31 protein-coding genes and 4 tRNA genes are annotated in these 21,347 nt (G+C 42.8%); 31 read left to right on the plus strand and 4 right to left on the minus strand.

Annotation, left to right across the window (positions count from 1 at the left end):
• Nucleotides 1–393: 393 nt before the first annotated feature.
• The 3 genes from ABS766_RS09745 to ABS766_RS09755 are packed head-to-tail and all read right to left on the minus strand — an operon-like array spanning nt 394 to nt 1,393.
• The gene (locus ABS766_RS09745; protein WP_408084956.1) at nt 394–735 is read right to left on the minus strand and encodes a hypothetical protein; all 342 of its coding nucleotides are present in this window, start codon (nt 733–735) and stop codon (nt 394–396) included.
• Between the two features lie 11 nt (nt 736–746).
• Nucleotides 747–941, minus strand: a complete 195-nt coding sequence (locus ABS766_RS09750; RefSeq protein WP_408084957.1) for a hypothetical protein — start codon at nt 939–941, stop codon at nt 747–749.
• A 26-nt stretch (nt 942–967) separates the two neighbouring features.
• Complete coding sequence (locus ABS766_RS09755) at nt 968–1,393, minus strand: hypothetical protein (protein ID WP_408084958.1); 426 nt, start codon at nt 1,391–1,393, stop codon at nt 968–970.
• Between the two features lie 69 nt (nt 1,394–1,462).
• Here ABS766_RS09755 and ABS766_RS09760 point away from each other — a divergent pair, with 69 nt between their 5' ends.
• The 19 genes from ABS766_RS09760 (at nt 1,463) to ABS766_RS09850 (ending at nt 10,470) form a co-directional block, all read left to right on the plus strand.
• Nucleotides 1,463–1,732, plus strand: a complete 270-nt coding sequence (locus ABS766_RS09760) for a hypothetical protein (RefSeq protein ID WP_408084959.1) — start codon at nt 1,463–1,465, stop codon at nt 1,730–1,732.
• Nucleotides 1,733–1,751: 19 nt separating this feature from the next.
• Nucleotides 1,752–2,345: a helix-turn-helix domain-containing protein gene (locus ABS766_RS09765; protein WP_408084960.1), complete on the plus strand. Its 594-nt coding sequence runs from the start codon at nt 1,752–1,754 to the stop codon at nt 2,343–2,345.
• Between the two features lie 58 nt (nt 2,346–2,403).
• Complete coding sequence (locus ABS766_RS09770; RefSeq protein WP_408084961.1) at nt 2,404–2,586, plus strand: hypothetical protein; 183 nt, start codon at nt 2,404–2,406, stop codon at nt 2,584–2,586.
• Nucleotides 2,583–3,038 (plus strand): hypothetical protein, encoded by a 456-nt coding sequence (locus ABS766_RS09775; RefSeq protein ID WP_408084962.1) that lies wholly within the window; start codon nt 2,583–2,585, stop codon nt 3,036–3,038. Before ABS766_RS09770 ends, ABS766_RS09775 begins: the two co-directional genes overlap by 4 nt.
• 37 nt (nt 3,039–3,075) lie before the next feature.
• Nucleotides 3,076–3,154 (plus strand) — tRNA-OTHER (locus ABS766_RS09780).
• 51 nt (nt 3,155–3,205) lie between these two features.
• Entirely contained in the window at nt 3,206–3,424 is a 219-nt protein-coding gene (locus ABS766_RS09785; protein WP_408084963.1) for a hypothetical protein, read from the plus strand.
• Between the two features lie 51 nt (nt 3,425–3,475).
• Nucleotides 3,476–3,546 (plus strand) — tRNA-Ile (locus ABS766_RS09790).
• Nucleotides 3,547–3,887: 341 nt separating this feature from the next.
• Nucleotides 3,888–3,965: transfer RNA gene (locus ABS766_RS09795), tRNA-Trp, on the plus strand.
• A 60-nt stretch (nt 3,966–4,025) separates the two neighbouring features.
• A tRNA-Phe gene (locus tag ABS766_RS09800) sits at nt 4,026–4,099 on the plus strand.
• 108 nt (nt 4,100–4,207) lie between these two features.
• Complete coding sequence (locus ABS766_RS09805; protein ID WP_408084964.1) at nt 4,208–4,441, plus strand: hypothetical protein; 234 nt, start codon at nt 4,208–4,210, stop codon at nt 4,439–4,441.
• Nucleotides 4,438–6,189: a hypothetical protein gene (locus tag ABS766_RS09810; protein ID WP_408084965.1), complete on the plus strand. Its 1,752-nt coding sequence runs from the start codon at nt 4,438–4,440 to the stop codon at nt 6,187–6,189. Before ABS766_RS09805 ends, ABS766_RS09810 begins: the two co-directional genes overlap by 4 nt.
• 27 nt (nt 6,190–6,216) lie before the next feature.
• A complete protein-coding gene (locus ABS766_RS09815) occupies nt 6,217–6,438 on the plus strand; it encodes a hypothetical protein (protein ID WP_408084967.1) in 222 nt (73 codons plus the stop codon).
• Nucleotides 6,426–6,656 (plus strand): hypothetical protein, encoded by a 231-nt coding sequence (locus tag ABS766_RS09820; protein WP_408084968.1) that lies wholly within the window; start codon nt 6,426–6,428, stop codon nt 6,654–6,656. Before ABS766_RS09815 ends, ABS766_RS09820 begins: the two co-directional genes overlap by 13 nt.
• 3 nt (nt 6,657–6,659) lie before the next feature.
• Nucleotides 6,660–6,980 (plus strand): hypothetical protein, encoded by a 321-nt coding sequence (locus ABS766_RS09825; protein WP_408084969.1) that lies wholly within the window; start codon nt 6,660–6,662, stop codon nt 6,978–6,980.
• Nucleotides 6,981–7,132: 152 nt separating this feature from the next.
• A complete protein-coding gene (locus ABS766_RS09830; protein WP_408084971.1) occupies nt 7,133–7,540 on the plus strand; it encodes a hypothetical protein in 408 nt (135 codons plus the stop codon).
• 10 nt (nt 7,541–7,550) lie between these two features.
• The gene (locus ABS766_RS09835) at nt 7,551–9,167 is read left to right on the plus strand and encodes a ParB/RepB/Spo0J family partition protein (RefSeq protein WP_408084972.1); all 1,617 of its coding nucleotides are present in this window, start codon (nt 7,551–7,553) and stop codon (nt 9,165–9,167) included.
• A gap of 5 nt (nt 9,168–9,172) precedes the next feature.
• Nucleotides 9,173–9,481: a hypothetical protein gene (locus ABS766_RS09840; protein ID WP_408084973.1), complete on the plus strand. Its 309-nt coding sequence runs from the start codon at nt 9,173–9,175 to the stop codon at nt 9,479–9,481.
• Between the two features lie 3 nt (nt 9,482–9,484).
• A complete protein-coding gene (locus ABS766_RS09845) occupies nt 9,485–9,907 on the plus strand; it encodes a hypothetical protein (protein WP_408084974.1) in 423 nt (140 codons plus the stop codon).
• The gene (locus ABS766_RS09850) at nt 9,907–10,470 is read left to right on the plus strand and encodes a hypothetical protein (protein WP_408084975.1); all 564 of its coding nucleotides are present in this window, start codon (nt 9,907–9,909) and stop codon (nt 10,468–10,470) included. Before ABS766_RS09845 ends, ABS766_RS09850 begins: the two co-directional genes overlap by 1 nt.
• 46 nt (nt 10,471–10,516) lie before the next feature.
• On the opposite strand, the gene ABS766_RS09855 is transcribed toward ABS766_RS09850, so the two are convergent.
• Nucleotides 10,517–11,095: a hypothetical protein gene (locus ABS766_RS09855; protein ID WP_408084977.1), complete on the minus strand. Its 579-nt coding sequence runs from the start codon at nt 11,093–11,095 to the stop codon at nt 10,517–10,519.
• Nucleotides 11,096–11,336: 241 nt separating this feature from the next.
• On the opposite strand from ABS766_RS09855, the gene ABS766_RS09860 reads away from it, so the two are divergent.
• From ABS766_RS09860 to ABS766_RS09915, 12 genes are all read left to right on the plus strand, one after another.
• Nucleotides 11,337–11,837 carry a hypothetical protein gene (locus tag ABS766_RS09860; protein ID WP_408084978.1) on the plus strand — a complete coding sequence of 167 codons (501 nt, stop codon included), beginning with the start codon at nt 11,337–11,339 and terminating at the stop codon, nt 11,835–11,837.
• Nucleotides 11,838–11,840: 3 nt separating this feature from the next.
• Nucleotides 11,841–13,661: a hypothetical protein gene (locus ABS766_RS09865; RefSeq protein ID WP_408084979.1), complete on the plus strand. Its 1,821-nt coding sequence runs from the start codon at nt 11,841–11,843 to the stop codon at nt 13,659–13,661.
• Nucleotides 13,661–14,512: a hypothetical protein gene (locus ABS766_RS09870; RefSeq protein ID WP_408084980.1), complete on the plus strand. Its 852-nt coding sequence runs from the start codon at nt 13,661–13,663 to the stop codon at nt 14,510–14,512. The genes ABS766_RS09865 and ABS766_RS09870 overlap by 1 nt, the downstream gene beginning before the upstream one ends.
• Before the next feature lie 4 nt (nt 14,513–14,516).
• The gene (locus ABS766_RS09875) at nt 14,517–14,801 is read left to right on the plus strand and encodes a hypothetical protein (RefSeq protein WP_408084981.1); all 285 of its coding nucleotides are present in this window, start codon (nt 14,517–14,519) and stop codon (nt 14,799–14,801) included.
• Nucleotides 14,802–14,812: 11 nt separating this feature from the next.
• Nucleotides 14,813–15,250 (plus strand): hypothetical protein, encoded by a 438-nt coding sequence (locus tag ABS766_RS09880; protein WP_408084982.1) that lies wholly within the window; start codon nt 14,813–14,815, stop codon nt 15,248–15,250.
• A gap of 2 nt (nt 15,251–15,252) precedes the next feature.
• Entirely contained in the window at nt 15,253–15,753 is a 501-nt protein-coding gene (locus ABS766_RS09885) for a hypothetical protein (RefSeq protein WP_408084983.1), read from the plus strand.
• Between the two features lie 105 nt (nt 15,754–15,858).
• Entirely contained in the window at nt 15,859–16,353 is a 495-nt protein-coding gene (locus ABS766_RS09890) for a holin (protein WP_408084984.1), read from the plus strand.
• 5 nt (nt 16,354–16,358) lie between these two features.
• Nucleotides 16,359–16,823, plus strand: coding sequence for a CHAP domain-containing protein (locus tag ABS766_RS09895; RefSeq protein WP_408084985.1), 465 nt, complete (start codon nt 16,359–16,361; stop codon nt 16,821–16,823).
• Nucleotides 16,823–17,383, plus strand: a complete 561-nt coding sequence (locus ABS766_RS09900) for a hypothetical protein (protein WP_408084986.1) — start codon at nt 16,823–16,825, stop codon at nt 17,381–17,383. Before ABS766_RS09895 ends, ABS766_RS09900 begins: the two co-directional genes overlap by 1 nt.
• 15 nt (nt 17,384–17,398) lie before the next feature.
• Nucleotides 17,399–18,274, plus strand: coding sequence for a S49 family peptidase (locus ABS766_RS09905; protein ID WP_408084987.1), 876 nt, complete (start codon nt 17,399–17,401; stop codon nt 18,272–18,274).
• Nucleotides 18,275–18,296: 22 nt separating this feature from the next.
• On the plus strand, nt 18,297–20,501 hold the full coding sequence (locus tag ABS766_RS09910) for a hypothetical protein (RefSeq protein ID WP_408084988.1): 2,205 nt from the start codon (nt 18,297–18,299) through the stop codon (nt 20,499–20,501).
• A 12-nt stretch (nt 20,502–20,513) separates the two neighbouring features.
• Complete coding sequence (locus tag ABS766_RS09915) at nt 20,514–21,335, plus strand: hypothetical protein (RefSeq protein WP_408084989.1); 822 nt, start codon at nt 20,514–20,516, stop codon at nt 21,333–21,335.
• Nucleotides 21,336–21,347 lie beyond the last annotated feature (12 nt).

The raw sequence follows: 21,347 nt of genomic DNA on the forward strand, positions 1-21,347 counted from the left end.
CATATAAATCAGTAAATAAAGAGAAATCAGAATTGATTATAAAAAAAAGGAGCTGTCCCTTTTGAGACAGCCCCTTTGTATTATTTTTAAACATACATTAGCTACAGGGTTCAATATTTTTTGCTTAATAATTGTAGTATAAGTTTATTTGAAACAGCACTTAAAAGTAAAAGGCTTTACAGAAATTTCTGTAAAGCCTTTATTTTGTTGTAGCGAAGACGGGAGTTGAACCCGTGACCTCAGGGTTATGAAAGGTAAGGCCGCACAAAGCTATAATCATAAACAACTGTTAGACAGCAGGGTAAATTTTTGATTTTATACTATAATATTGTTATTAATTAATGTTCTTATAAATTTACTTTGCCGGAAAGAATATTGATGTAGTGCCAGTATTTACTGGCCTTCCGGCTTATTTTTGTTTAAAAATTCTAATACGTTATTACGGGTTTCTTTATCCCGGTTTAGGTATTTGGCCAGTTGAAAATCCATATCATTAAGTCCCTCCTGGTTATTTATGGCTATCTCTACAGGACCACGGCCAAACAAAAGCCAGTTAATGTTAAGCTGCGGAAACAGCTCCCCTATTTTTATAAGCAGTGGCATACCGAATGTACGCTTGCCATTTAGTATAGCAATAAATGAAGTATAGGTAATGTCATGCTCCCTGCAAAAGTCTTTAAGGTTGCTATTACCTTTATCATTTAGATATTGTTCCAGGCGTTTTCCAGATGACATTTCCAATATAATTATTTGTTCATACCAACTACAACTATTGCTAATATCATAAAGACACAAAATATCCAAAAGAAGAATTGAACATTCATGCTAATCCTTCTTAAATAATTGTTTGATTCTGCTGCATAAGCAGCATTGATTTCTAACAATTCTTTTTCTGATTTTTCTGCTAAATATTCCTTTGTTAATGATTTAGGTAAAGACATAATTATGGTTGGTTTTAATTAATAATCTATTTACGGTTGGTTATACTCTTTATTTTATCTTGTACGCTCTGCCTATCAAGGTATTTTAAAAACATTTCTTCTACAGGGTCAATATTGGCATAATTGCCAACAGGATCAGCAAGAGTTGGTAAATTTGTTAACGAATCTTCATTCGCATTTTTGCCAATAAAAACTTCTCCCTGTCCCAGCAATAGCCAGTTTAAGTTTAAATTAGGTATATATTCCGCTATTCTTTTTATTAAAGTAGCTCCTAACTTTCTGTTATTATTGGTCAAAGCACTCAATGAGGTATAATCAATCTTTGTTTTTTTGCTAAACGTAGTTAAATTATCCCCTTGATGATCAATTAGATACAATATCCTTTCTCCTGTTGTTTGCATTTTTACAAACTTTTTTTTAGCGTTTTTGTCAATAGTTGGCAAATTTGTCATATATTTGTATCGTTGTCAACTCTTGACAAATATACACTATTTAGGTTTATAATTAAATACCATTTTAGTATGATAAATCCAGAAGCCAGAGTTAGAATTAAGGTTATGCATGGTAATTACTACATCACCAAGATTAAAGAAGTGCTATTGGAGTTAGGTGTTGTAAACCGAAATGATAAGCCTTTTGACAGTACAACAATTTCAAAAGTATTTAATGGAGAAAGAGATAATCTGGTTATAGAAGCAGCAATAAAGCAAGCATATCCAGAAGCATTTCAAGACTTTGAAGAAACAAAAAAACCTGAAGATGCAACTTCAGGTTCCGGGATAAAAATATAATCTCCTAAATTATAAGTTTATGTACAACAAAAGTAACACAAAATTTCTACTCCCGCAAGCCCGGCCACTGCCGGCAGGGTTACTGCCCGGCGATTTTGGTACCGAACTTTTCGGCTGCCGCGATTCCCGTAAAGTTTTTGCCCTGGTAGATGGCCGTACCATCCCTTTTACAAATATCAATCCGGCTCTTAAAGCGCGCATTTTTGAAAAAATGCTGGGCGATAACCCTGCCATGAATGATCTGAAAGGCATGGATGAAAATGCCGCACTGGAGGAATTTGCCTTTTGCCTTTTTGGCGATGCGGACCACAAGCCGGACTTTACACCGGATGGTACCATGGGCGAAGTGGAAAACTTTAGGTGCAGCGGCAACTGTCGTTGCCTTAAATGGAACAGTAAACAAATACGCATCAATGGAAATACCCTTACCCGACGTGAAATTGAGGTAGCCGACAAGCTGGCCAGCGATAAGCCTGACAAACTTATAGCGCAAGAACTGCACATGAGTACCGGTACCCTGAGCGTGCATAAAAGGAACATTTACAGTAAGGCAGGGGTGCTAAGCAGGCCGGGGTTGTTAGAACAGGCATATATAGAAAGGGTTGTGCTATGACAATAAATACACTACACCTAGCGGAAATTGAAGTGGTAGATCCTGAAATACTACAGCTATGGAAGGGTTAATTACTATGGGATATATAGCCGGCACGATTGCAGTACTGCAGATGGCCTACAGCCTGCGGCTGCGTTGCCGGGCGGTAAACATGCAGGACCGTTGCCGTTATGAAAACAGGGTTATAGCCTGGGCTACCGTTCTTTTTTTTAGTGCAATAACGTTAATCTGCCTGGCATGAGATACAATAAACAAGCGGGGCGCAATGCCCTGGAGGAAGTGAAAAGGAAGTTTCCGGAAACATGGCAAACTGCTGTGTTGGCCGCTAGGACAGAAATAAGGGAGGCACAGCGAAAATACAACTACCCGCAAACGCCCGAAGGGGTTAGGGATGCCGCGCTGGAGTGCATGACACTTGGCAGTGGCAGCGGGGTGGCCACAGCATTACTGGCTGCAGAATATGTGCTAAACGAATCGAGGCGGCTGTTACGCATTATCTCATGCTGTGAGATAGTGATGCTACGCCGTATGGAAAGCGGCATTACAAGGCGGCCCTATACCGATGGCTTGCAGGAAAAAGTTAACCTGGCTTGGGATGCAATTGCAGAGCTAAGGCTAAAGCCATTGGATAAAGAGTATAAAAATGTGCCCTTCGGGTCGCCTTTTAAAGGCGGCAACAGATTAGAATATTAATGATTGGTTGGTAAATAGATCCCCTCACGGGGTGGTATGCGGGGTGTCTGAGTGGTTAGGTCCCTCCCGGTAGTTCTCGCCGGGCGTGTATGCGGGTTCGAATCCCGCCCCCGCAACAAAATGTTTTAGAGATGAATAAAGCAGAAAAATTAAAAGCTTTCCGTCAAATGGAAGCTTCAGCGGCACAACTTAAAGAAGTTGCCCGGCAAAATTTAGCAATAGCGTCTAATCTCGAAAGCGCGCTTAAATCCGCCCTGAATGAGTTGGGGAACTCTGATGGGCGGCGCCGCAAGGCGGCGCATGAGCTTAGTCCGGAACAGCAATTAGAACTGATTGCCAGCCTTACCATGGGCGGTGGTAGTAAAACAAAGCCATCCGGGGCATAAGCCGGCAGTACTTTTATTTTGGGGGTGCCCCCGGTTCTCCGGGGGCCATAAGGCAGGGTGGCGGAATTGGTAGACGCCCGAAATTAATAATCGGTTTGCGGGTTCGAATCCTGCTCCTGTCTCAATTACCCGGCGTGGCGGGAACAACCCGGGAACGTTCTTTCTTCATAATAACCAGCAACGCCCCTTTCGGGGGGCAACTGGCAGGATGGCTATGGAAGTAGCAAAGCTAATGATTAAGAGGTACCGAATACATAGGCCCCGCATTAAGTCAGGGGTACACAGGCAGAACAGAACTGCAAGCTGTGAGAAGCAGAAAAATAAATCCGGTCATCAATCCTCTCTCAGGTTCGAATCCTGTTCCTGCCACAACTGAGCCTGGTCAGCCCAATCCAGGAACGTTCTTGTTTTCATATTTAAAGTTATAGATTATCAATTGACAGCCGGGAATAGACCGGCATCTACGCAGGCGTCATTGGTGAGTCAGGCGGTTTCCAAAACCGTGGCTATAGCCCTGCAGGTTCGAATCCTGCCCTGCGTGCAAACTTTATTAATTATTGTTTTTCTGTTAAGCGACAGCCCGGTGAAAGCCCGGGCAATTGGAAATGTAACTCAGCCTGGTAGAGTGGCAGACTGAAAATCTGCTGGCCGCCGGTTCAAATCCGGCCGTTTCCACTAACTAAAAATACCGTCCGAGGCACAATAGTGTGCACTTAAATTCCCTAACGCCAGGGGCAGTGTGAAACCTGCCCCCGCCGAGGGGTTAAAAAACTACTGCCTATTATGAAACGGCTAATTGAACTTATTGGATATGCCATGATAGAAAGCATGGATCCTGAAAACAATTCTTATTGGGAGATAATTTTTGACGGTGGGATGTGGTGCCTTCATATCAGGTATGAGTTTGCAACAGGCCGAAAGGGATATCGCAATTTTGACCTTAAATCAATTGATGATATTGAAGATGCTTGCCTCTTTATAGAAAGACACCTCATAACCAAACCTGAACAATCATGAGAGCAAACAACACAACAACTGCCGGCAATGCAATCCCGACACATTTAAAACAACAGCCTCCACACCCCAATTTAAAAACACGCCCCATACAGCGAAAGTTGCAGCTGGAGGAACTGCCGGAAGGCATACCCATAGCGTACCTCCCGGCCATCACAAACGAATGCCACGCGCTGAGCATGCAGGCCTACCGGCGGCACATTTCCGTTTATAACAGGAAGGTACGTGTAGCCAATGATAAAACCGAAAAGCACAATTTTACCGTTGAGCAACACCTGGCCAAAGCCCAGGACCTGGAATTGATTGGAAAATTTCAGGAGATGTTCCACCATCGGAATGCATCGAAAGGTGTATGGGAGTTTAATGCCGCGGTGGATGAAGCCTGTGCGCAATACGGGCCGATACTGACAAAAGCAAGGATCCAGACCGTAAAGGCGGCCACAGAACAGTTCTTCTCTACCTTCCTGTACGAATACAGCGTGCAGCTTAACCGGCGCAACACGGTACACTTAAAGTACACCCCTGTCAGGCAACCTGAGCCTATTCCTCCACTCGACTTAAATTCTTACCGGATTACCCAGATAAAGCGCGAAGAAGGCATATACAGCCTCCCTGTGCATAAAAAAACAGTGGCCAACCACCGCCAGCGCCTGCACGAAGCCGGGGTATTTGTTAATTACACGTTCCGGGGCAGCTTCCGGGGCATCCATGTGCACATAAATCCGGAAATCCTGGCCTTTTTTGACATCGAAACCCAAAAATTAACCCGCACTGAAATCCAGCCTCTTACCGGGGTCAGTGGTAAAAAGTTGCCGGAGTGTTCTTGTGGTACAGGAGCAACTATTAGACCAGAAAAGAGCAAAAACGCTGTTGGCGCTTTTGTTGATAAGGTGCCGGCAAAGCCGGCGCCCTCTACGGGACAAGAGCAGGACAGGAGCACCGTCCTCGGCACAAGTAAAGAAAATTCACCGGGGGGCGCGGCGCGAAAAGTGTTAAATGTTCCCGAAAACCCCGAATCTAAAGCGTTAAAGTCGCTGATACTGAACGATAATGAGTTTTGTGAGCGCCTTGCCCGGGGCCGGTACGATAATTATGCGCCCCTGGATCCTGCCCAGCTGGAGCGCGAAGTCAAGTCGGGTAACGGTACCATGACCAACCAGGAATTTGTGAACCTCGTGCTGCAGTGCATTCTCAGTTTTTCGGCACACAAGCTCTACCCCGGCAGGCGCAATATATCTATTGGCTGCTGGATAAATACCCTCTCACACATGCGTAACCAGTTTATACTCAAGCATGGCAGTTTCCAGAATAAGGCAAATATGCTCTCCTGGTACTACGAATACATGGATGCCATTGCCCACGCCGCGCGGTGGGTAGCCAGCCAAAAACCACAGAAAACAAAAAAGCTGTTCATCCCCTGGCCTAGCATATACTTCAATCACAATTCCAAACCCGGTATGGGTGTAAACATCCGCGGTGCCATCAAACTCAGCCAGGATAGCAAGAAACGGAGTGGCATAGAGCCTAAAATGAAGCAGGCAGCCCGAAAAATGGCCGAAAAGATTGTACACAAACGTACGTCTGAAGAAAAATTTAAAGCCGTAATGGATGATTTCATGGCCGGCAGAAAGACAACTGACCAGCTGCTGCAGTATGTGCAACGAAATATCCCGGACTACCTGGATAAAGTACGCGATGAATATGCCAGGCGTTTGCAAAACGCTGCAGGAGTAAAAACATATTATGCATGATATTAAAAAGTCGACTAATCAACAACAATGATTAAAAATCAGGCCTACATCCGCAAGTTTACCCCCCGGCAAAAAGCGCTGCTGGAGGAAATTGCCACCGCCGAAAATATTAAAAGTGCCAAAGATGTGTTCCTGTTCCTGCTGGAGGCGTACCCGGACATGAAAAACGAAATAGCCCGGCTGAACAGGATCATCCAGTACAAACAAAAAAAGATAGACACCTTAAGAGCAGACACATGCACGGAATAGACAGAGAAAAAAGCAAAATCAGGATGAAGATTTTAACCAAAGGCAATAAAGAGAACTTTCCCTGGTACAATTTCCTGAAGGAAAACAATAAGCCGCCACACGAAATTATCGCCCGTATGAAATCCCGGTTTATGAAACATGCCATTGCCCAGGAAACCCAGGTAATACAATTTTATGATAACCATACCGGTCAACTTTTAGAAGAACACAATTTTTAAAAAATGAAACTCCCCCCGGTAAAATTTAAGAACGTCACTAAAGACCATACCCTTGCGCTGCAGGAAATGGCCATATGCCTGGAACTGTATTACGAGTTGCGTAAAAAAATTGAATCCGGTAAACTAAAGTTTACATTTTCGATAAAAATCTACCAGGCCATAACGCTATTGTTTGCCTGTTCCTACGGTTATAAAGAAGACGGGGAGTTCCAGAGCTGTGTGGCGCTAATCTATCAGAATGACCTGGACAATCAATTAAAGAACATGATAAAGGCAATCCCCAAAGTGGAAAAAGAAGATCCACAACAAAAAGTAATCTCTTAAACTATAACATAATGTCCTACACAGAAATTTTCAAATTTAATAAAGATGGCGATGCTGAAGTATTTGCCGAAATTAAAAATGCTTTCAGGGGCGGAATGGCAATTTGGATTGCAATGGAAGAAACATATCTCCCTAAGATAGTTAATCCATTGATGCCAGATAAATCAATGTCTCGAATGTTTGACATGTTTAATAATACCAGACAGGAAATATGGGATTTATTTAAAAATCCAGAAGTAAGCATCATAGATAGAATTGTTTTGGGTTCAACCTTTGACAATGTTGTAGTACTCCGTAAAGATATTCCAAAGTTGCTTGAAGCTTACAGGGCTTTTGAAGCCGATACTTCTTTACCACAGCAAGCCGACGAAATTGAAAACCTCTATAATTCTGACGAAGAATTTATTGCGATAGCCTGGAATCAGACCTCGGTGAACTGTGATGTGTGGATCTCTCCGGATTTTAATGACCTGGATGAAGATGAATGCCGCAAGCCCTACAACATTTCAAAACATACAGACCATTGGGATTTATTCCAGTCGCCCAGTTTAATCTCCTAAATCGTAAAATATGAATCTTAAAAATCAACAAAAAACACTGCGGTTAGCCGAAATCAGGATTTCGGCCACAAACCCCCGGAAACATTTCGACCAGGCAGCGCTGGAAGAACTGGCGCAAGGCATTAAAAAGGTAGGCGTACTACATCCCATAGTGGTAAGGCCTGTAGAAAAAAATTACGAACTGGTATGCGGTGAGCGCCGGTACCGGGCTTCGGAAATGGCAGGCATGACGGTTATTCCCGCAAACATCAGGATCCTTACCGATGATGAAGCTTTTGAACTCCAGATCATGGAGAACCTTGAGCGCAAGGATGTGCACCCGATGGACGAAGCGGAAGCGTTCCAGAAAATGCTGGACACCGGTAGGTACACCTTACAGGATCTTGCTGCAAAATTTGTAAAGCCCGAAAGTTTTATAGCCCAGCGCCTTAGCCTCTGCCACCTAATACCCCAAATTAAGCAGGATTTTTACAATGCCCAGCTGGGCATTGGCCATGCCATATTAATAGCCCGTATGCCGGAAGATAGGCAGCAGGAAATATTTGCCGGTTATAAAGATAAACAGGTCGATGGTTATGGTACCGTACGGGAACTGGAAAAAGAAATACGGGAAGAAACCATCCCCATGGTAAAGGCAAAATTCTCGCTGGAAAAGCCTTACGGGCCTATTGTAGCCTGTTCTGCCTGCCCCAAGCGCACAGCCAATAACCTGATATTGTTCCCGGACATGCAGGATGCCGACAGCTGTACCGATAAGAGCTGCTTTCGCAAAAAGCTGGACCTGCATGTTACCCAACAGCTGGAGGAAATTATTAACAGCGGCAAACCAGTAACACTGGCCGGCAATACAAAAGGTAGCCCCTCTGCAGGTGTGCAGGAAATGGCTGCAGCATACGACCTTAAAATTAACAAGGAATACCAGGATATTTTCCCGAATAAAAATGCCATCCATGCTGAAGAAGTAGAGGTATTTTATGTAGATGGCGAAAAAGTAGGTACCTGGGGCAAAGCATACAGGCCTGCTGACAAGACAGCTGTAAGCCCGGCGCTGACAGAAACCTATACCGAATTAGACCGCCTTAAAGACAGGGCGCAGCGAAACAAGGAACTGGACAAACAAAAACTGCATGGCCAGATTGTGGAGGCGCTACGTATGGAGTTTGAAAAGCAGCAGGAACAGCCCATTACGCTAACGGACCACTTTGTGGATGCCATGTTCATTTATATGGCATTGAACAATGCAGAGCTGCACTACCTGGCAGAAGACATCCGGGCCCTGGGCTATGATATAAAGTATGATACGCTGGAGAACTTTCTACAGTTTGTAAAGCCATTAAGCAGTGAGCAGCGCAAACAGATATGTGCCCTGGCACTATTTCGCAAATGCAAAGGCAGTACTACCCATGAAACTTTTTTTGGTAAAATAATTATGTTACTGGCTATTGGCCATAAGGACATTGATGTGGAAAAAATGACGGTAGAACATGAAGCTATTGTAAAGGTACGCATAGAAAAGGAAAACGCAAAAATTAAGGAAATGGAAGAAGCTCAGGCAAAACCGATACAATCAGCACTTAAAAAAGGAATCCAGGCATTGCTTGGGGATAAAGAATCAAAAGCAAAATAAAAATTATGCAACACACAATAATAGAATTTTCAAAAGGGAATCCGGGAGCTATGGCGTTTCTAATGGAATTAGCCAACATTGGTAAAACATATCCGGAAACGGCACAGTTTGCCTTTTTCAAAATTAATGATTTAAAATCCCTTCGTGGTACTAATCTGTATGTCCTCTGGAGTGACTTATGCGGCAAGGATATGGATAAAGTTGTGCACCTATTAAGGGAGTGTCCCGGTCACATTTTAGAGGATGCATGCAACCGGCAGGATTATTCAGGCAGGGCTTTAGTAGAGGCATATTTAACACAATTAGATAATTAAGGTATGCCAATCTCAAATTACACTACAAAAATTCCCACGCATAAAACCATTTCAGAAATCCAGCAGATGTTGGCGGCGCATGGCGCTCAAAAGATAATGGTAGAATATAAGGACAAAGACCCTTCAGACATTACTTTCCAGATAGATACAGCCAAAGGCAATATTAGCTTCAGGCTACCCGCAAACTGGCAGGGAGTACTAAATGCAATGGGAAAAGATGAAAAGGTGCCGCGGGCTTTACGTAAAAAAGACCAGGCACAGCGGGTTTCTTGGCGGATCATCCGCGACTGGGTTGAAGCGCAAACGGCAATTATACAGGCAGAACTTGCCTCAATTGACCAGGTGTTCCTTCCTTACGCGCTTACAAAAGGCGGCAAAACAGTTTACGATAGTATTAATGATAAAAACTTTTTAATGCTGGAATAATGAAAACATTTAATATAGAAGAACAATGGCAGCTGTACCTGGAGCGCGTGCAGCTTAGCGAAAATATTATGAATCCGCTACAAGTACAGGAAACAAAGCGTGCCTTTATGGCTGGCATTGGCCAGCTTTATATGTGGCTTATAAACGATAGTGCTGCGCTAACCGCTGATGAAGCTGAGCAATCGCTCCATGACCTGCTGCTACAGCTGCAGGAGTATTGGGATGAAGAAGCAGGGCTTCATGATCCGGTGTTTGATCACCAAAAATGCAGGGTGTGTGGCTGTACTGAAGAAGACTGCAGTATATGCGTTGCCGTTACCGGAAAACCCTGCTATTGGGTGGAGATTGACCTGTGCAGTGCCTGCAGTGTCCCCAACGGGGAACTGGCAAAAGTGAAATGCACTTTTATAGACGCGTCACAAAATACCCAGGTTATAACTTTTGATACGCTGCTGCCTCTGGACACAACCGATGAAAAGGTTCTGGAAATATGCAACAGGTTGCTTTATATTAAACAATGGTACGAATACTCAATTCAAAACGTAAAGTTTTCTTTTCTATGAAATGGATAAAAATATATAATCCCCTGCTTTGCAGGGTTTATTTTTATCATAAAAGTGTATATAAAATTTCAATTTTGTTGTCTGGCAAAGACAGTACATTTATCTTCTGCAAATATTGATCACTTTCAAAAGTGTAAGGGTTATAAGTTAGAACTTGTCCCTGTAATATTAATGTCAACTCTGCATCAGTACCTTCAAGCTCAGTATTGTGATCTACAGGTAAAATTATCGAAAAGTGATTTGTTCCTATTGTTAAAAGGTCAGATGTGAAATTTTCCATCCTATTTTCCAACTTGTACTCATCAGCTGTTAAAACCATGTCACATATAGCCCAATACGAACCCGGTCCTGTCAACGAAAAATCTAATTTTATATAATAAGACTCTTCATATAGTGTTGAATGTATTTTATTTTTACGAGAAGAATGATCATACTTTCCAGTAAATTTTGCATTCCTCAAAATGTTATCTTTATTTCTCGCAACAAGATACATATTTGCAACTGATAATTTTTTGAATAAGTGATAGAAGTTACGTTCTTTTCTATTCTCAACTGAAACTTCTTCTAAATACCTTTTTGAATATTTATAATGCAATAATGGAAAACTACTATTAAATACTTTCATTACATCTACAATTTGATAATTATAATTAGTTTATTGGTTCAGCGCCATTCCGGCAAACTTCACTTCTTTACCAATCCTATCGTTTATTTTATCATGACAGTCGTTAAGTAAAAAAATATATATGAAAGTAATATTTTTTTTAACACAATAATACAGCATAATATAAAGTTAACTATATTGTTTACTTTTAATATTTTGTTAACGTTTTTGATTATTTTTGCTGTCCAACTAAAATTTTAAAATGTCCGAATTATTTGAAAGGGCGAAAGCTTCTTCATACATCTGCGGAATTGCGCTCGCTTTTTCCGGTACTGTAAGGCCTTCTTCAATTGAGGGGTATCAGCCCTTTTATAACAGCCTGCCTGATGGCACACAATTCCAGGAAGCGTATTTTGGTAAGGCAAGTGTACAGTTCTCAGAAGCATCTGATGAAAGTAATGCCGGCTATTCCTATCAACAGACACTTGCCATTAAATTTCCCGGTTCCGACAAAAGGCGCCCGGAAAGGCTTGCCGAAATAAGTAAGGCTATATATATAATGGTACGCCTTTCTAATGGCAGGAGCATCCTGATGGGCCGTAACGACTTTGAGCAAAATGCACGCCCAAAAATCCTGACAAAAACAGACGAGCGCCTCGCACAGGCACAGTTTATAACGTATTCCATATTTCCATCAGGTTATACGCCCGATCCTAATGCCGCAGGTTTGCCTGAATTTTTACCTATTGATTTAATTGAATGATAAATGACAATATTTGATCAACTTGCCGCATATGCCGATAAGGTTAACAGCCCGGAGCTTGTCGCTTTTTTTCAGTCTTTCGGTCCTGAAAAATATGTGGATGCAGAATTTACCAACTTACTGAAAAGGTGTGTGCTTGAATTAAATGCAGCCGGGCCGGTACAGAATATACTGCCAGAAACAAAGTGGATCCCTATAGGCTCGGGAGCTGCTACTGTTCCGGTAACAAAAGCCTACCTGGTAAATATAATCAACAGTTCGTCATCCTACCACTTTACAGTAGCCAGTAACAGAGCGCCATATATTATATATGCCCTGAGTGGCGAATTGCAGGATGTCCCGGGCTTACCCAACCCTGTACTGGTTGCCACCAAAAAATACAGCTTCTTTTTTTTAGGAGGCCCGGGCAACTGGGGCGCTGGCATAGGCTATACACAAATATCGGAAAACATGTTGTACGAGCTGCCGGTACAGAACCTACAGCCAGGCGATATACAACCCAATGACAACACCGAAATAACAACTCTCGGCATAATAGCAGCCGGAGAAACGTTGCTCAGTACGCTTAATAGCGAAGCCTATGATTTTACCGATGATCAAAAGACGTATTATTTCACATACATAGTAGAGGATGTCCTGTACCTGATTCAGTTCATAGGCATTAACCAGCAATATGGCGGCACCTCCGGTAATGCATTTGTATCAAGTGATTTTGTCACCATTACAGATAACACACAGCCTGCCGCAATAGAAAGCGTGCAACAATACTCCAGCACGGCACAATTTCCTGAAACGGGTTTGGATAATGTCCTGTACATCGTTAAGACATTAGTTAATAATATTCCCGGAGGAAAAATGTACCGGTGGACGGGCACAGGTTACGCGATAATGAACGAAGTAAATGCCGAGCCCCCTATACAGGTTGGAACTGCAGCACAATACTGGCGTGGGGATAAATCCTGGCAAACTTTAAATAAAGCAGCCGTAGGTTTAAACAATGTAAATAATACGAGTGATGTTGCTAAACCTGTAAGCGATGCCACCCAAGCTGCCTTAAATAATAAATTAAATACCGGGGCTAATGCCTCTTTGACAGGGGGCACTGTACGGGTAATTCTAGCTACAACGGACGGTACTCCAATAGGCGAAGCAGATATAAGTTTTAACCAAATAACCAATAATCTTACCATTGGGCAGGATGGAATAAGTACGGGTAAATTAACGGTTATATCGAACGAGTTCCGTTTAAAAGTCCAGAATAACATTGCTTCAGGCAATGCTTATGTGGAGTTTAATGCAGACCAGGAACAAGCCCTGCAGTTTATAGATACCAACGGCGTCAATTACATGACCTTTAAATCATTAAACGGGCAGCAGGGTATTATACTTCTACAACGTCAGGTAATATCAAGGGGAGTGTTTTTTAATCTTCAGTGGGAACAGGCCGCTATAACCACAGCCGGTGCAGGGACTAAAGTATACGGAAAAGACAGCCTGGGTAATGACCTTTCTTTAACACTGGACAGCAATGCCCAAACCATACAGGCCTCCATATCATTTATTGTAAAAAACGCTTCCGGCAGTGAAATAATAGCTGGTGATTTCAAGCCAATAGTGGCACGTATAGCCAACAACAACCTGTCAATATCGGCTTATACGGTAAACATCACATCCAACCACAGCAACGCAGCCTATCACGATTGGGCGGTAGGTGTAGAGCATATAGCCGGTACAAATACTATCAAATTTTACTTTACGCCTGATGCAGATGATAACACAAACTATACGGGTGCATTCACCGAGATTAAATACAATATTGGATAATGCATATAGAAGGCGGTAAAATAGAGGGCTTTAAATACGGTGGGTTGTCTCCTTTAGATTTTTCACTTAACGGCGAATTGGCAGGCTGGTGGCGCGCAACAGATGGCGTGCAGTTTTTAACGGGAAATTATGTAGATATATGGAGAGATATTAGTGGCTATGGCCGTGATTTAGTTTCGTATACCAACAATAGTAATAGTTATCATGTATATATGGGACGGCTTGAAAATACCCAACATGGTGTTGCTATTGGTGGGGGTGATGGTTCTGCCCGGATGTTATGCCCGTCTGACACTGCATTTAAAACAATGTTTTATGACGGGAGGCCAATAACAATATTTATAGTATTTAAATGTAATTACATTACGGGGGGCGGATTTAACTTTATTGGCTCTACCGATAATGTCATAACGCCCGATTATGGTAGATTTACAATAGCAGCCCCAACAACATTCGGTATTGGTATGTCAACTCAAAAGTGGACTTCAGGCGCATCAACAAATATTGCCGATAATCGTATTCCCGCTGATGATACTGCAATCGGTGCACAGGTAATTTCTCTGGTGGATTTGGGTTACAATGCCACTTCTTCAACTCTGCACCGCAAATCCTATCTCAATAATGTTTTAAAAAAAGAACAAAAATTTAGCCAGGCACCTGGCACTGGAAATGATGGCAATATGTTTACCGTAACCTTTGGCGGGCGACAGGGTAACGGCACAGCGAACAATCATATTTACGAAATAATTATTTATGACAATACCGGAAAAAGCCAGGCGCAAATATTAGATGAGCATGCACGGCTTTACAACGAATATATAAACATAAGATACCCTAACCTTTATACTTAAAGCTATGCCATATATAATTTACGACAAAGTAAGTACCGCCCAAATGAGGCTTCAGATTTTAACCGATGATGCGGTAACGGCAGGCTATCTCCCTGAAGGTGTTGCATACCACCCGCTAATCATACACCCTACAGACGATAAAGCCGCAATATGGTATGAGAATGTACAAGGTGTTACAAACCATGATGGTACAACCCTGGTTGCGCCTGTAAATTTTGAAGGCCTATTTACCGGGCAGGAACTTGCCAGGCAGGTAGATATCCTGCCCGAAGACTGGAACTTTAATTAAAATTATAAATAATGAAAACACTTATTAAAAAATTACTTGACTTTATGCGGTTTACAGGGTTCGACTTTGTAGACCACGCCATAGGTGCTGCTGTGCTTTTTACTGTAACAACGCTTGGCGCTGACATGCTATTTGTACACGAAGCGGCTATTTGTATAGCAGCTCTGGTTACTGTACTGGCAGCTATCGGGCTGGAAATATGGCAGGGAGAAACCGGTAACGGTACCATGCAGGTAAGCGACATGTGCGCGGGTATACTTTCGGTCCTTATGTGCCTGCCCATAGCCTTGGGCATATATGAATTTATAGGCAAACCGGTTTGGGAAAATTACAGCTACTGGCAAATACTACATGTATTCATAATATGTTGCCTGTGTTTTTACCCGTTTGTATGGAGCCAGCTGCCTGCGAGCGAAAAGAAACGATTTATAGGCTTATTTAAAAAATAAAAATGTCTACAGTTCCGGTTCATATACGCCCACACCTGGTGCCATTCTTCTTAAAAGAGTTTAATGGACGGGAAGCTGTATACCTAAACCAGAAAGTAACTGCTATCAAGATTTCTACATCCTCCTCCCTGGGTAGGATGATGCGGCTGTTTATGATAAAAGTGGATTTACCGGAGAAAGATCCGGACTACTATAATATTTACCTGGCAGTAGAAGATACCCCTACAGGAAAAAAATATGAGGGTAATTACTATAAGTATGAATCCGGGGCGCGTTCCTTCTTAAAGATGCCTGAAGATGTTAACAGGGCAATTAATGATCTGTTGGAGGACATCTTCAGGACTTCTTTCGTCTATTATGTAGACGGTTATATGCTCACGCCCGGAGCAAAGATTATTCCGGCAATAGATTCTTTCATAAAAAAATATGACCTTTTGGAATTTGGCCATAGCACGGAATCTATGCGCCAGCTGTACTACCGTGAAAAAAAAAAGGCCGTTTAGAACGCTTCCAGCACATCTCCCCTAACCGCGTGTTAAACTACGGTTAAAAACCATGTTACAGTTTCTATTACGCTCCGGCAATAAGTTTGGCGGAAAATAGTAATAATGATACTCGATTTTGTAAATGGTGACCTTAAGGGTATATACATAAAAGTTTCAATTGTTTTTTTTACCTGGCTGGTGGTACTACTGGCAGTGGGCATAGATCTCTATTTTGGCATTAAGAAATCAAAAAGCCTGGGGGAGATAACCCATAGCTACGGACTCCGGCAAACCGTACAAAAAATAGTAAACTACCTCGCAATGATGCTGTTCATGCTTCTCTTTGACAGCATTAGCCCTCTTGGGCTTTTAAACGAAGGATTTAACATACTCCCACTGGCTTCCATAATAGGTGCTGTAATCCTGGTATGGACAGAATTTCTGTCTGTACGGGAAAAAGCAGACGAAAAATACCGCCGTAAAACTGAAAAAGTAGCGCGGGAACTTCTTGAAATAGCCCTGAAGGATGACAGTGTATTGAATAAGCTCAAGCAAGGGCTGGGCAATACCCCTCCCGCATCCGACGGCAATAGCAGCGACATTAATTTAAATCAATAAATATCATGAACAGACAAAAGGTAGTGGATGCCGCTCTGGCAGAAGTGGGCACAAAGGAAACGCCAGCCAACAGTAATAAAACAAAGTACGGCGCATGGTTTGGCTTAAACGGTGTGGCTTGGTGTGGCATATTTGTCAGCTGGGTATTTGACCGTGCGGGCGTGCCATTAGGTAATGTTGGATATCTCCGTGGCTTTGCCGGTTGCCAGTACGCAGTGGCGCATTTAAGTAAGCTGGGTACAATAACAAAAGAGCCGCAGCTGGGTGATATTGTTTTTTTTGACTGGAATAGCGATGGCCGTTATGACCATGTAGGCATATTTCACAGCTGGAAAGACAGGAAAGCAGGCCTTTTCTGTACCATTGAAGGCAATACAGCTATTGGTAATGACAGTAATGGTGGCCAGGTAATGCGCCGGGTTCGTAGTGCTAAAGTAGCCCTGTTTGTTAATCCAAAAGTGTTGCAGTAATGAAAAAGCTCTTAATAATTCTCCTGGTAATGGCATCAGGCTGCAGCAGCAAAAAGGAAGTCAGCCGGCACACAGAAACTGCAGCTAGATATAAAATGACTGATACTGCCAGTGAAACATCTGTGGTAAAATTACAAAATCAGTCGTTTGACACTGAAACCCTCCAGGAATATCAGTTTACTGATATGGAATACGACGGCTGTGAGGGCGATTCCCTCGTTTTTACAGAGTATGGCCCCACCGGCATCGTCCGGGAACTTGTTTTTAAAGGATCCGGAAAAATTAAAGCATCAAGCGGCGGCAAAAAAGAAAGTGGTACTACTCAAAGCCAGGGCACTGTTATACAGGAAAATAAAACAGCTTCTTCTGGTACTGAAGTGGCCAGCTCAGAGGCATATTCCGAATCGCTCGATAAGAAAGTAGAGCGTACAACATCTTTTTTCTCCTGGCTATGGCTATTACTCCTACTAGTAATTATAGCAGTTGCATGGTACCTCAATAAGAGGTTTGGCTGGCTTATAAAGCTGAAAAACCATGTTACAGAATTTTTATCCCGATAAAATCACTTTTGCATCATGAAATCAAATCCGCTAATAAACGACCTGTCCAAAGGCTATTGGGCTATGACATTTGAAGGTATTTCCTTCTGGGCGCCATTCGCCAATAAGCTGATGTCCGGAGAGCTTGTGAAGCTGGACCTACAGGCCGGCTCTTTAGTTCAGGTGTTTGATGAGAATCTCAGATACATTGCCCCGGAGGAAGATGGCCATCAGGAAGTGCCGCCCGGTTCTGTAGCCGTCATCTCAATGGTTGGCGCGCTCATACGCTATGGAGACTGGTGTATTTATGGCGCTGATGATATTGTGAAGGCGTTGGATGAAGTGGAGAGAAACGAAAACTTTATTGGCGCAGTGGTATATTTTGACGGTCCCGGCGGCGCCGTTAATGCTATTCCTCCCTTTCAGGCTTTTGCGGCCAGAAAAACTAAAACCTATGTAGGCGTGTATGAGCTATGCTGTTCGGCACACTTGTTTGCAGCATATACCTTTTGTGATTATTTAATGGCAGAAAACACATTGACATCCACTATAGGTTCAATCGGGGTTGTGTTTTCAGTGGTCGATAACAGGAAATACCTCGAAAGCCTGGGGTATAAATTCCATGAAATATACCCGGACGAAAGCGAAGATAAAAATCTTGCGTTTCGGTTGGCCATGGAAGGTAAATATGAAATGATCAAGAAAGAAATGCTGTCCCCGCTGGCGACAAAGTTTCAGGATGCCGTTAGGGCAGCCAGGCCAAAACTTAAAGAAGCGCCTGGAGTGCTTACCGGAAAAACATTCTTTACCGAACAGGCAATTGAATATGGCCTCACAGATGGTGTAGGTACTATAGCCGACGGTATACGAATGGTTCAGATTAAGAGTGAAATCAAATCACTATATAAATAACTATTAATTAAACCCTTTAAAAATGGCAAACGAAAAACCAAAGTTTGGCAAGCTTCAGAAAACACTCGCGGCATTTATGGCGGTGTTAGGCTTCAGTAAAGAGGATGATATTCCGATTAACGCTGAAGAAAAGAAACTTGACCTTACAGCTGAACAAATGGTCGCGCTGGAAAAAGCGCTGGGGAAAGCCCCCACAGCACAAATGATTAAGGCAATGGATGGCGAAATAAAAGCCGCGCTCCACGGCAATCTCCAATTAAAAGCGATCCAGGACGAACTGGATGCAATCCTGAAAGAGCAGGAACTCATTCAGGAAGACCTTGAAAATCCTGAAGCCAAAACAGAAGATGATGCTACAGTTTCCGCAAAACTGGAAAGGTTAAACACGGCATTGTCCGCAGAAACCAAAAAGCGTAAGGAATTAGAAGCAACAGTACAGGAACTTCTAAAGGATTCTGAAGGCGATGTTCCGGCAGCAATAATCAAACTAAACAAAGCTACGATGGAACATTCAGCCACGCATTTATTTGCATCCGGCAAACAATACGATGCTTTTGATAAGCGCCCATGGAATGCGCGCCTGCGTGATGGCGGGGTCAAAGCTACCGATTTTACAAACGATTCTAAATCTACCATACCTACCCTCCAGGGCGACCTTGAGCACTTTGTAAGGCAAAATCCAACGGTTATAGAATCATTGTTTAATGATTATGAAGAACTACCGGCAGAATGGGACAGGGTAACAAATGTACAGGACAGGATCTCATCCGGTTTTGTAATTGCGGCTGAAATTGTCCAGGGCCGTAAAAAAGGCTGGGCGCCCAAGCAAAAATTCAAATTCGATACTGAAGAAGGTAAAGTATACCGCAAGAAAATAGACATCACTTTCGATGGCTATGAGCTTCAGGAAATGGAAAACACCTGGGTTGGCCAGATTAAGAACATGGAAGGTTCTCATCCATGGAAAATGAGCTTTGTAGGCTTCCTACTTTCAGAACTAGCCAAGCAGCAAAAGGTAGATGACCGTATAGCCCAAATTAACGGTATCTTTTCTGTTGGTGGTGATGGTGATACGCCAGGCGCAAACGTAAACTCTCAAAACGGCTTGCGCTACCTATGGTGGTATTACAGGGATGTCCTTAAAAAATACCGCCCGTTCAATATTGGCCTGCCTACTGAGGCTAACATCGTTGATTACATAGAAAAAGCCATCCTGATGATTCCGGAGGAAAACAGGAAAGACCAGGGACTGGAAATTCAGATTTCAGACCGCTGGAAACGCGCCTACAACAAAAAAGCCGGCGAAATATATAATCTCCAGTACAGTACTGATCAGGGAAAAAAAGATTATAGCCTTGACCATCCTATCGACAGGCCTAATTTTAAATTCCAGGTACTTAAAGACCAGACTCAGACAGACTTTATAGGCTTTACCTATTCTAAAAATATTCAGGATATGCAGTACAGGCCTGAAGAAAGGAATATGTTCACCTTTACCTTCGAGAAAAGGGACATGCACATCTTTGCCGACTACAGGCGTGGCATCCGCTTCAAATTCGTTGGAACAAAAACAGTACCGGGAGACCCTAAGGAATTTGAAAAACAGGTGTTGTGGTCTAACAACGCCCCTATCTTCAGTAATGAAACTAAAGTACCGGTTTTTGATGATAAGTCAGGAATACTAAAAGTGAACTATCCGAACATGATCATAGATGAAACATGGGTTACGGATATTGCAGATATTGAAGGTAATCTGGTTCCGGGCCAGATAATACGAATAACAGGTAACGCATCATTACCGAGTGTGAAAAACCTAAAGGACAATGCAAAATTCGACCTTCAGGGAGATTATGCATTAAACACTCCGGGAACTATTACCCTTTTTGTGAATGAAGACAAAACGTTAAAAGAGTTGGCCAGGACAACTACGGCACCTGAAGTTGCTGTTACCGATGTAGGCTTTACAGAGGCGGTTATAGATGCCAATGAGGGTAATGTATTCAGGTTTAACGGCGAAGATACAACGGCTATAACTAATATACTTAATGGTGTGGAAAGCCAGAGCATTAAGATATATGGAACCGATACCGCAGATGTAGATGTTACGCTAAGCACAACCGGTAACATCCATGTTACGGTTAATGCTACACTAGCATCTGCTGCAGACTATATACAGCTTACTAATGTAGCTGGTACCTGGATGGAAACGAAACGTGTAATTGCTTAAATATAAAAAGATATGTTTGCAGGAGTAGACTTTATTAGGCCCGCAGGCCCCTCGCCTGCCGGTGCTGCAGCAAAAGGCGATATAGTAACTATAATCGCTGCAGAAGATATAGCGGTATGGCCTTTACGCGATGCCAAGGGGGTAAAGATGCTGGGTAACTTCGTTTTAAAAGAAGGTGCCCGCATGTATAAATTTTCACAGACCACTTCAAAATTCAATGCTTCAACTGAGGTAGAAGGTGATGAAGATGCGTACACTATAAAGCATAAGGTAGATACTGAAATACCCGGGGATAGCCTGGAGGTAAATGAGTTCCTTCATGCTTGGATGGGTATTAATGCCATAGTTATCTTTGACAGCTGCCAGGACAACTTTAAAAAAGCGTATGGCACCAAATGTGCTCCGTTACAACTCAAGCCTACCGGGCAGGATAACAATGAGGCGCGTAAAAAAATGGTATCGTTTGAGCAGGTTGCCAAAACAACCTTACAGCCAGGCCATTATACCGGCGCGCTGATTTTTGCAGAACCATACACGGCAGCTACAGCAGCATTTGCAATAAACAGTGCAAACGGAAGCCACTATGTAGTTCCGGCGCTGGATGTAACGGCAGCTATTGCGCCAACAGCTATGGAATTGACCAATGGGCAGATTGTAACATTTATTGGTAGCGGCGGCGATGATCCAGCCACACTTACCCAGGGCACAGCCGGTGTGGTAGAAGTGTTACTTGCTTCAGGCACCACATGGACAGCGCTTAAAAATGCTGTGATACATCTTCAGGTATTTGATGCCGGGGATGATAAATATTTAATTGAGCTTTCTCGTTCATAATGTGTTGTTAGT

The sequence above is a fragment of the Flavobacterium rhizosphaerae genome (genome assembly GCF_046000445.1).
Classification (GTDB): domain Bacteria; phylum Bacteroidota; class Bacteroidia; order Flavobacteriales; family Flavobacteriaceae; genus Flavobacterium; species Flavobacterium rhizosphaerae.

Bases quoted from the DNA above. Each gene is read 5' to 3' on its own strand.
- ABS766_RS09745 (WP_408084956.1), bottom strand. From the start codon at position 735: ATGTCATCTGGAAAACGCCTGGAACAATATCTAAATGATAAAGGTAAT.
- ABS766_RS09750 (WP_408084957.1), bottom strand. From the start codon at position 941: ATGTCTTTACCTAAATCATTAACAAAGGAATATTTAGCAGAAAAATCA.
- ABS766_RS09755 (WP_408084958.1), bottom strand. From the start codon at position 1,393: ATGACAAATTTGCCAACTATTGACAAAAACGCTAAAAAAAAGTTTGTA.
- ABS766_RS09760 (WP_408084959.1), top strand. From the start codon at position 1,463: ATGATAAATCCAGAAGCCAGAGTTAGAATTAAGGTTATGCATGGTAAT.
- ABS766_RS09765 (WP_408084960.1), top strand. From the start codon at position 1,752: ATGTACAACAAAAGTAACACAAAATTTCTACTCCCGCAAGCCCGGCCA.
- ABS766_RS09770 (WP_408084961.1), top strand. From the start codon at position 2,404: ATGGAAGGGTTAATTACTATGGGATATATAGCCGGCACGATTGCAGTA.
- ABS766_RS09775 (WP_408084962.1), top strand. From the start codon at position 2,583: ATGAGATACAATAAACAAGCGGGGCGCAATGCCCTGGAGGAAGTGAAA.
- ABS766_RS09785 (WP_408084963.1), top strand. From the start codon at position 3,206: ATGGAAGCTTCAGCGGCACAACTTAAAGAAGTTGCCCGGCAAAATTTA.
- ABS766_RS09805 (WP_408084964.1), top strand. From the start codon at position 4,208: ATGAAACGGCTAATTGAACTTATTGGATATGCCATGATAGAAAGCATG.
- ABS766_RS09810 (WP_408084965.1), top strand. From the start codon at position 4,438: ATGAGAGCAAACAACACAACAACTGCCGGCAATGCAATCCCGACACAT.
- ABS766_RS09815 (WP_408084967.1), top strand. From the start codon at position 6,217: ATGATTAAAAATCAGGCCTACATCCGCAAGTTTACCCCCCGGCAAAAA.
- ABS766_RS09820 (WP_408084968.1), top strand. From the start codon at position 6,426: ATGCACGGAATAGACAGAGAAAAAAGCAAAATCAGGATGAAGATTTTA.
- ABS766_RS09825 (WP_408084969.1), top strand. From the start codon at position 6,660: ATGAAACTCCCCCCGGTAAAATTTAAGAACGTCACTAAAGACCATACC.
- ABS766_RS09830 (WP_408084971.1), top strand. From the start codon at position 7,133: ATGCCAGATAAATCAATGTCTCGAATGTTTGACATGTTTAATAATACC.
- ABS766_RS09835 (WP_408084972.1), top strand. From the start codon at position 7,551: ATGAATCTTAAAAATCAACAAAAAACACTGCGGTTAGCCGAAATCAGG.
- ABS766_RS09840 (WP_408084973.1), top strand. From the start codon at position 9,173: ATGCAACACACAATAATAGAATTTTCAAAAGGGAATCCGGGAGCTATG.
- ABS766_RS09845 (WP_408084974.1), top strand. From the start codon at position 9,485: ATGCCAATCTCAAATTACACTACAAAAATTCCCACGCATAAAACCATT.
- ABS766_RS09850 (WP_408084975.1), top strand. From the start codon at position 9,907: ATGAAAACATTTAATATAGAAGAACAATGGCAGCTGTACCTGGAGCGC.
- ABS766_RS09855 (WP_408084977.1), bottom strand. From the start codon at position 11,095: ATGAAAGTATTTAATAGTAGTTTTCCATTATTGCATTATAAATATTCA.
- ABS766_RS09860 (WP_408084978.1), top strand. From the start codon at position 11,337: ATGTCCGAATTATTTGAAAGGGCGAAAGCTTCTTCATACATCTGCGGA.
- ABS766_RS09865 (WP_408084979.1), top strand. From the start codon at position 11,841: ATGACAATATTTGATCAACTTGCCGCATATGCCGATAAGGTTAACAGC.
- ABS766_RS09870 (WP_408084980.1), top strand. From the start codon at position 13,661: ATGCATATAGAAGGCGGTAAAATAGAGGGCTTTAAATACGGTGGGTTG.
- ABS766_RS09875 (WP_408084981.1), top strand. From the start codon at position 14,517: ATGCCATATATAATTTACGACAAAGTAAGTACCGCCCAAATGAGGCTT.
- ABS766_RS09880 (WP_408084982.1), top strand. From the start codon at position 14,813: ATGAAAACACTTATTAAAAAATTACTTGACTTTATGCGGTTTACAGGG.
- ABS766_RS09885 (WP_408084983.1), top strand. From the start codon at position 15,253: ATGTCTACAGTTCCGGTTCATATACGCCCACACCTGGTGCCATTCTTC.
- ABS766_RS09890 (WP_408084984.1), top strand. From the start codon at position 15,859: ATGATACTCGATTTTGTAAATGGTGACCTTAAGGGTATATACATAAAA.
- ABS766_RS09895 (WP_408084985.1), top strand. From the start codon at position 16,359: ATGAACAGACAAAAGGTAGTGGATGCCGCTCTGGCAGAAGTGGGCACA.
- ABS766_RS09900 (WP_408084986.1), top strand. From the start codon at position 16,823: ATGAAAAAGCTCTTAATAATTCTCCTGGTAATGGCATCAGGCTGCAGC.
- ABS766_RS09905 (WP_408084987.1), top strand. From the start codon at position 17,399: ATGAAATCAAATCCGCTAATAAACGACCTGTCCAAAGGCTATTGGGCT.
- ABS766_RS09910 (WP_408084988.1), top strand. From the start codon at position 18,297: ATGGCAAACGAAAAACCAAAGTTTGGCAAGCTTCAGAAAACACTCGCG.
- ABS766_RS09915 (WP_408084989.1), top strand. From the start codon at position 20,514: ATGTTTGCAGGAGTAGACTTTATTAGGCCCGCAGGCCCCTCGCCTGCC.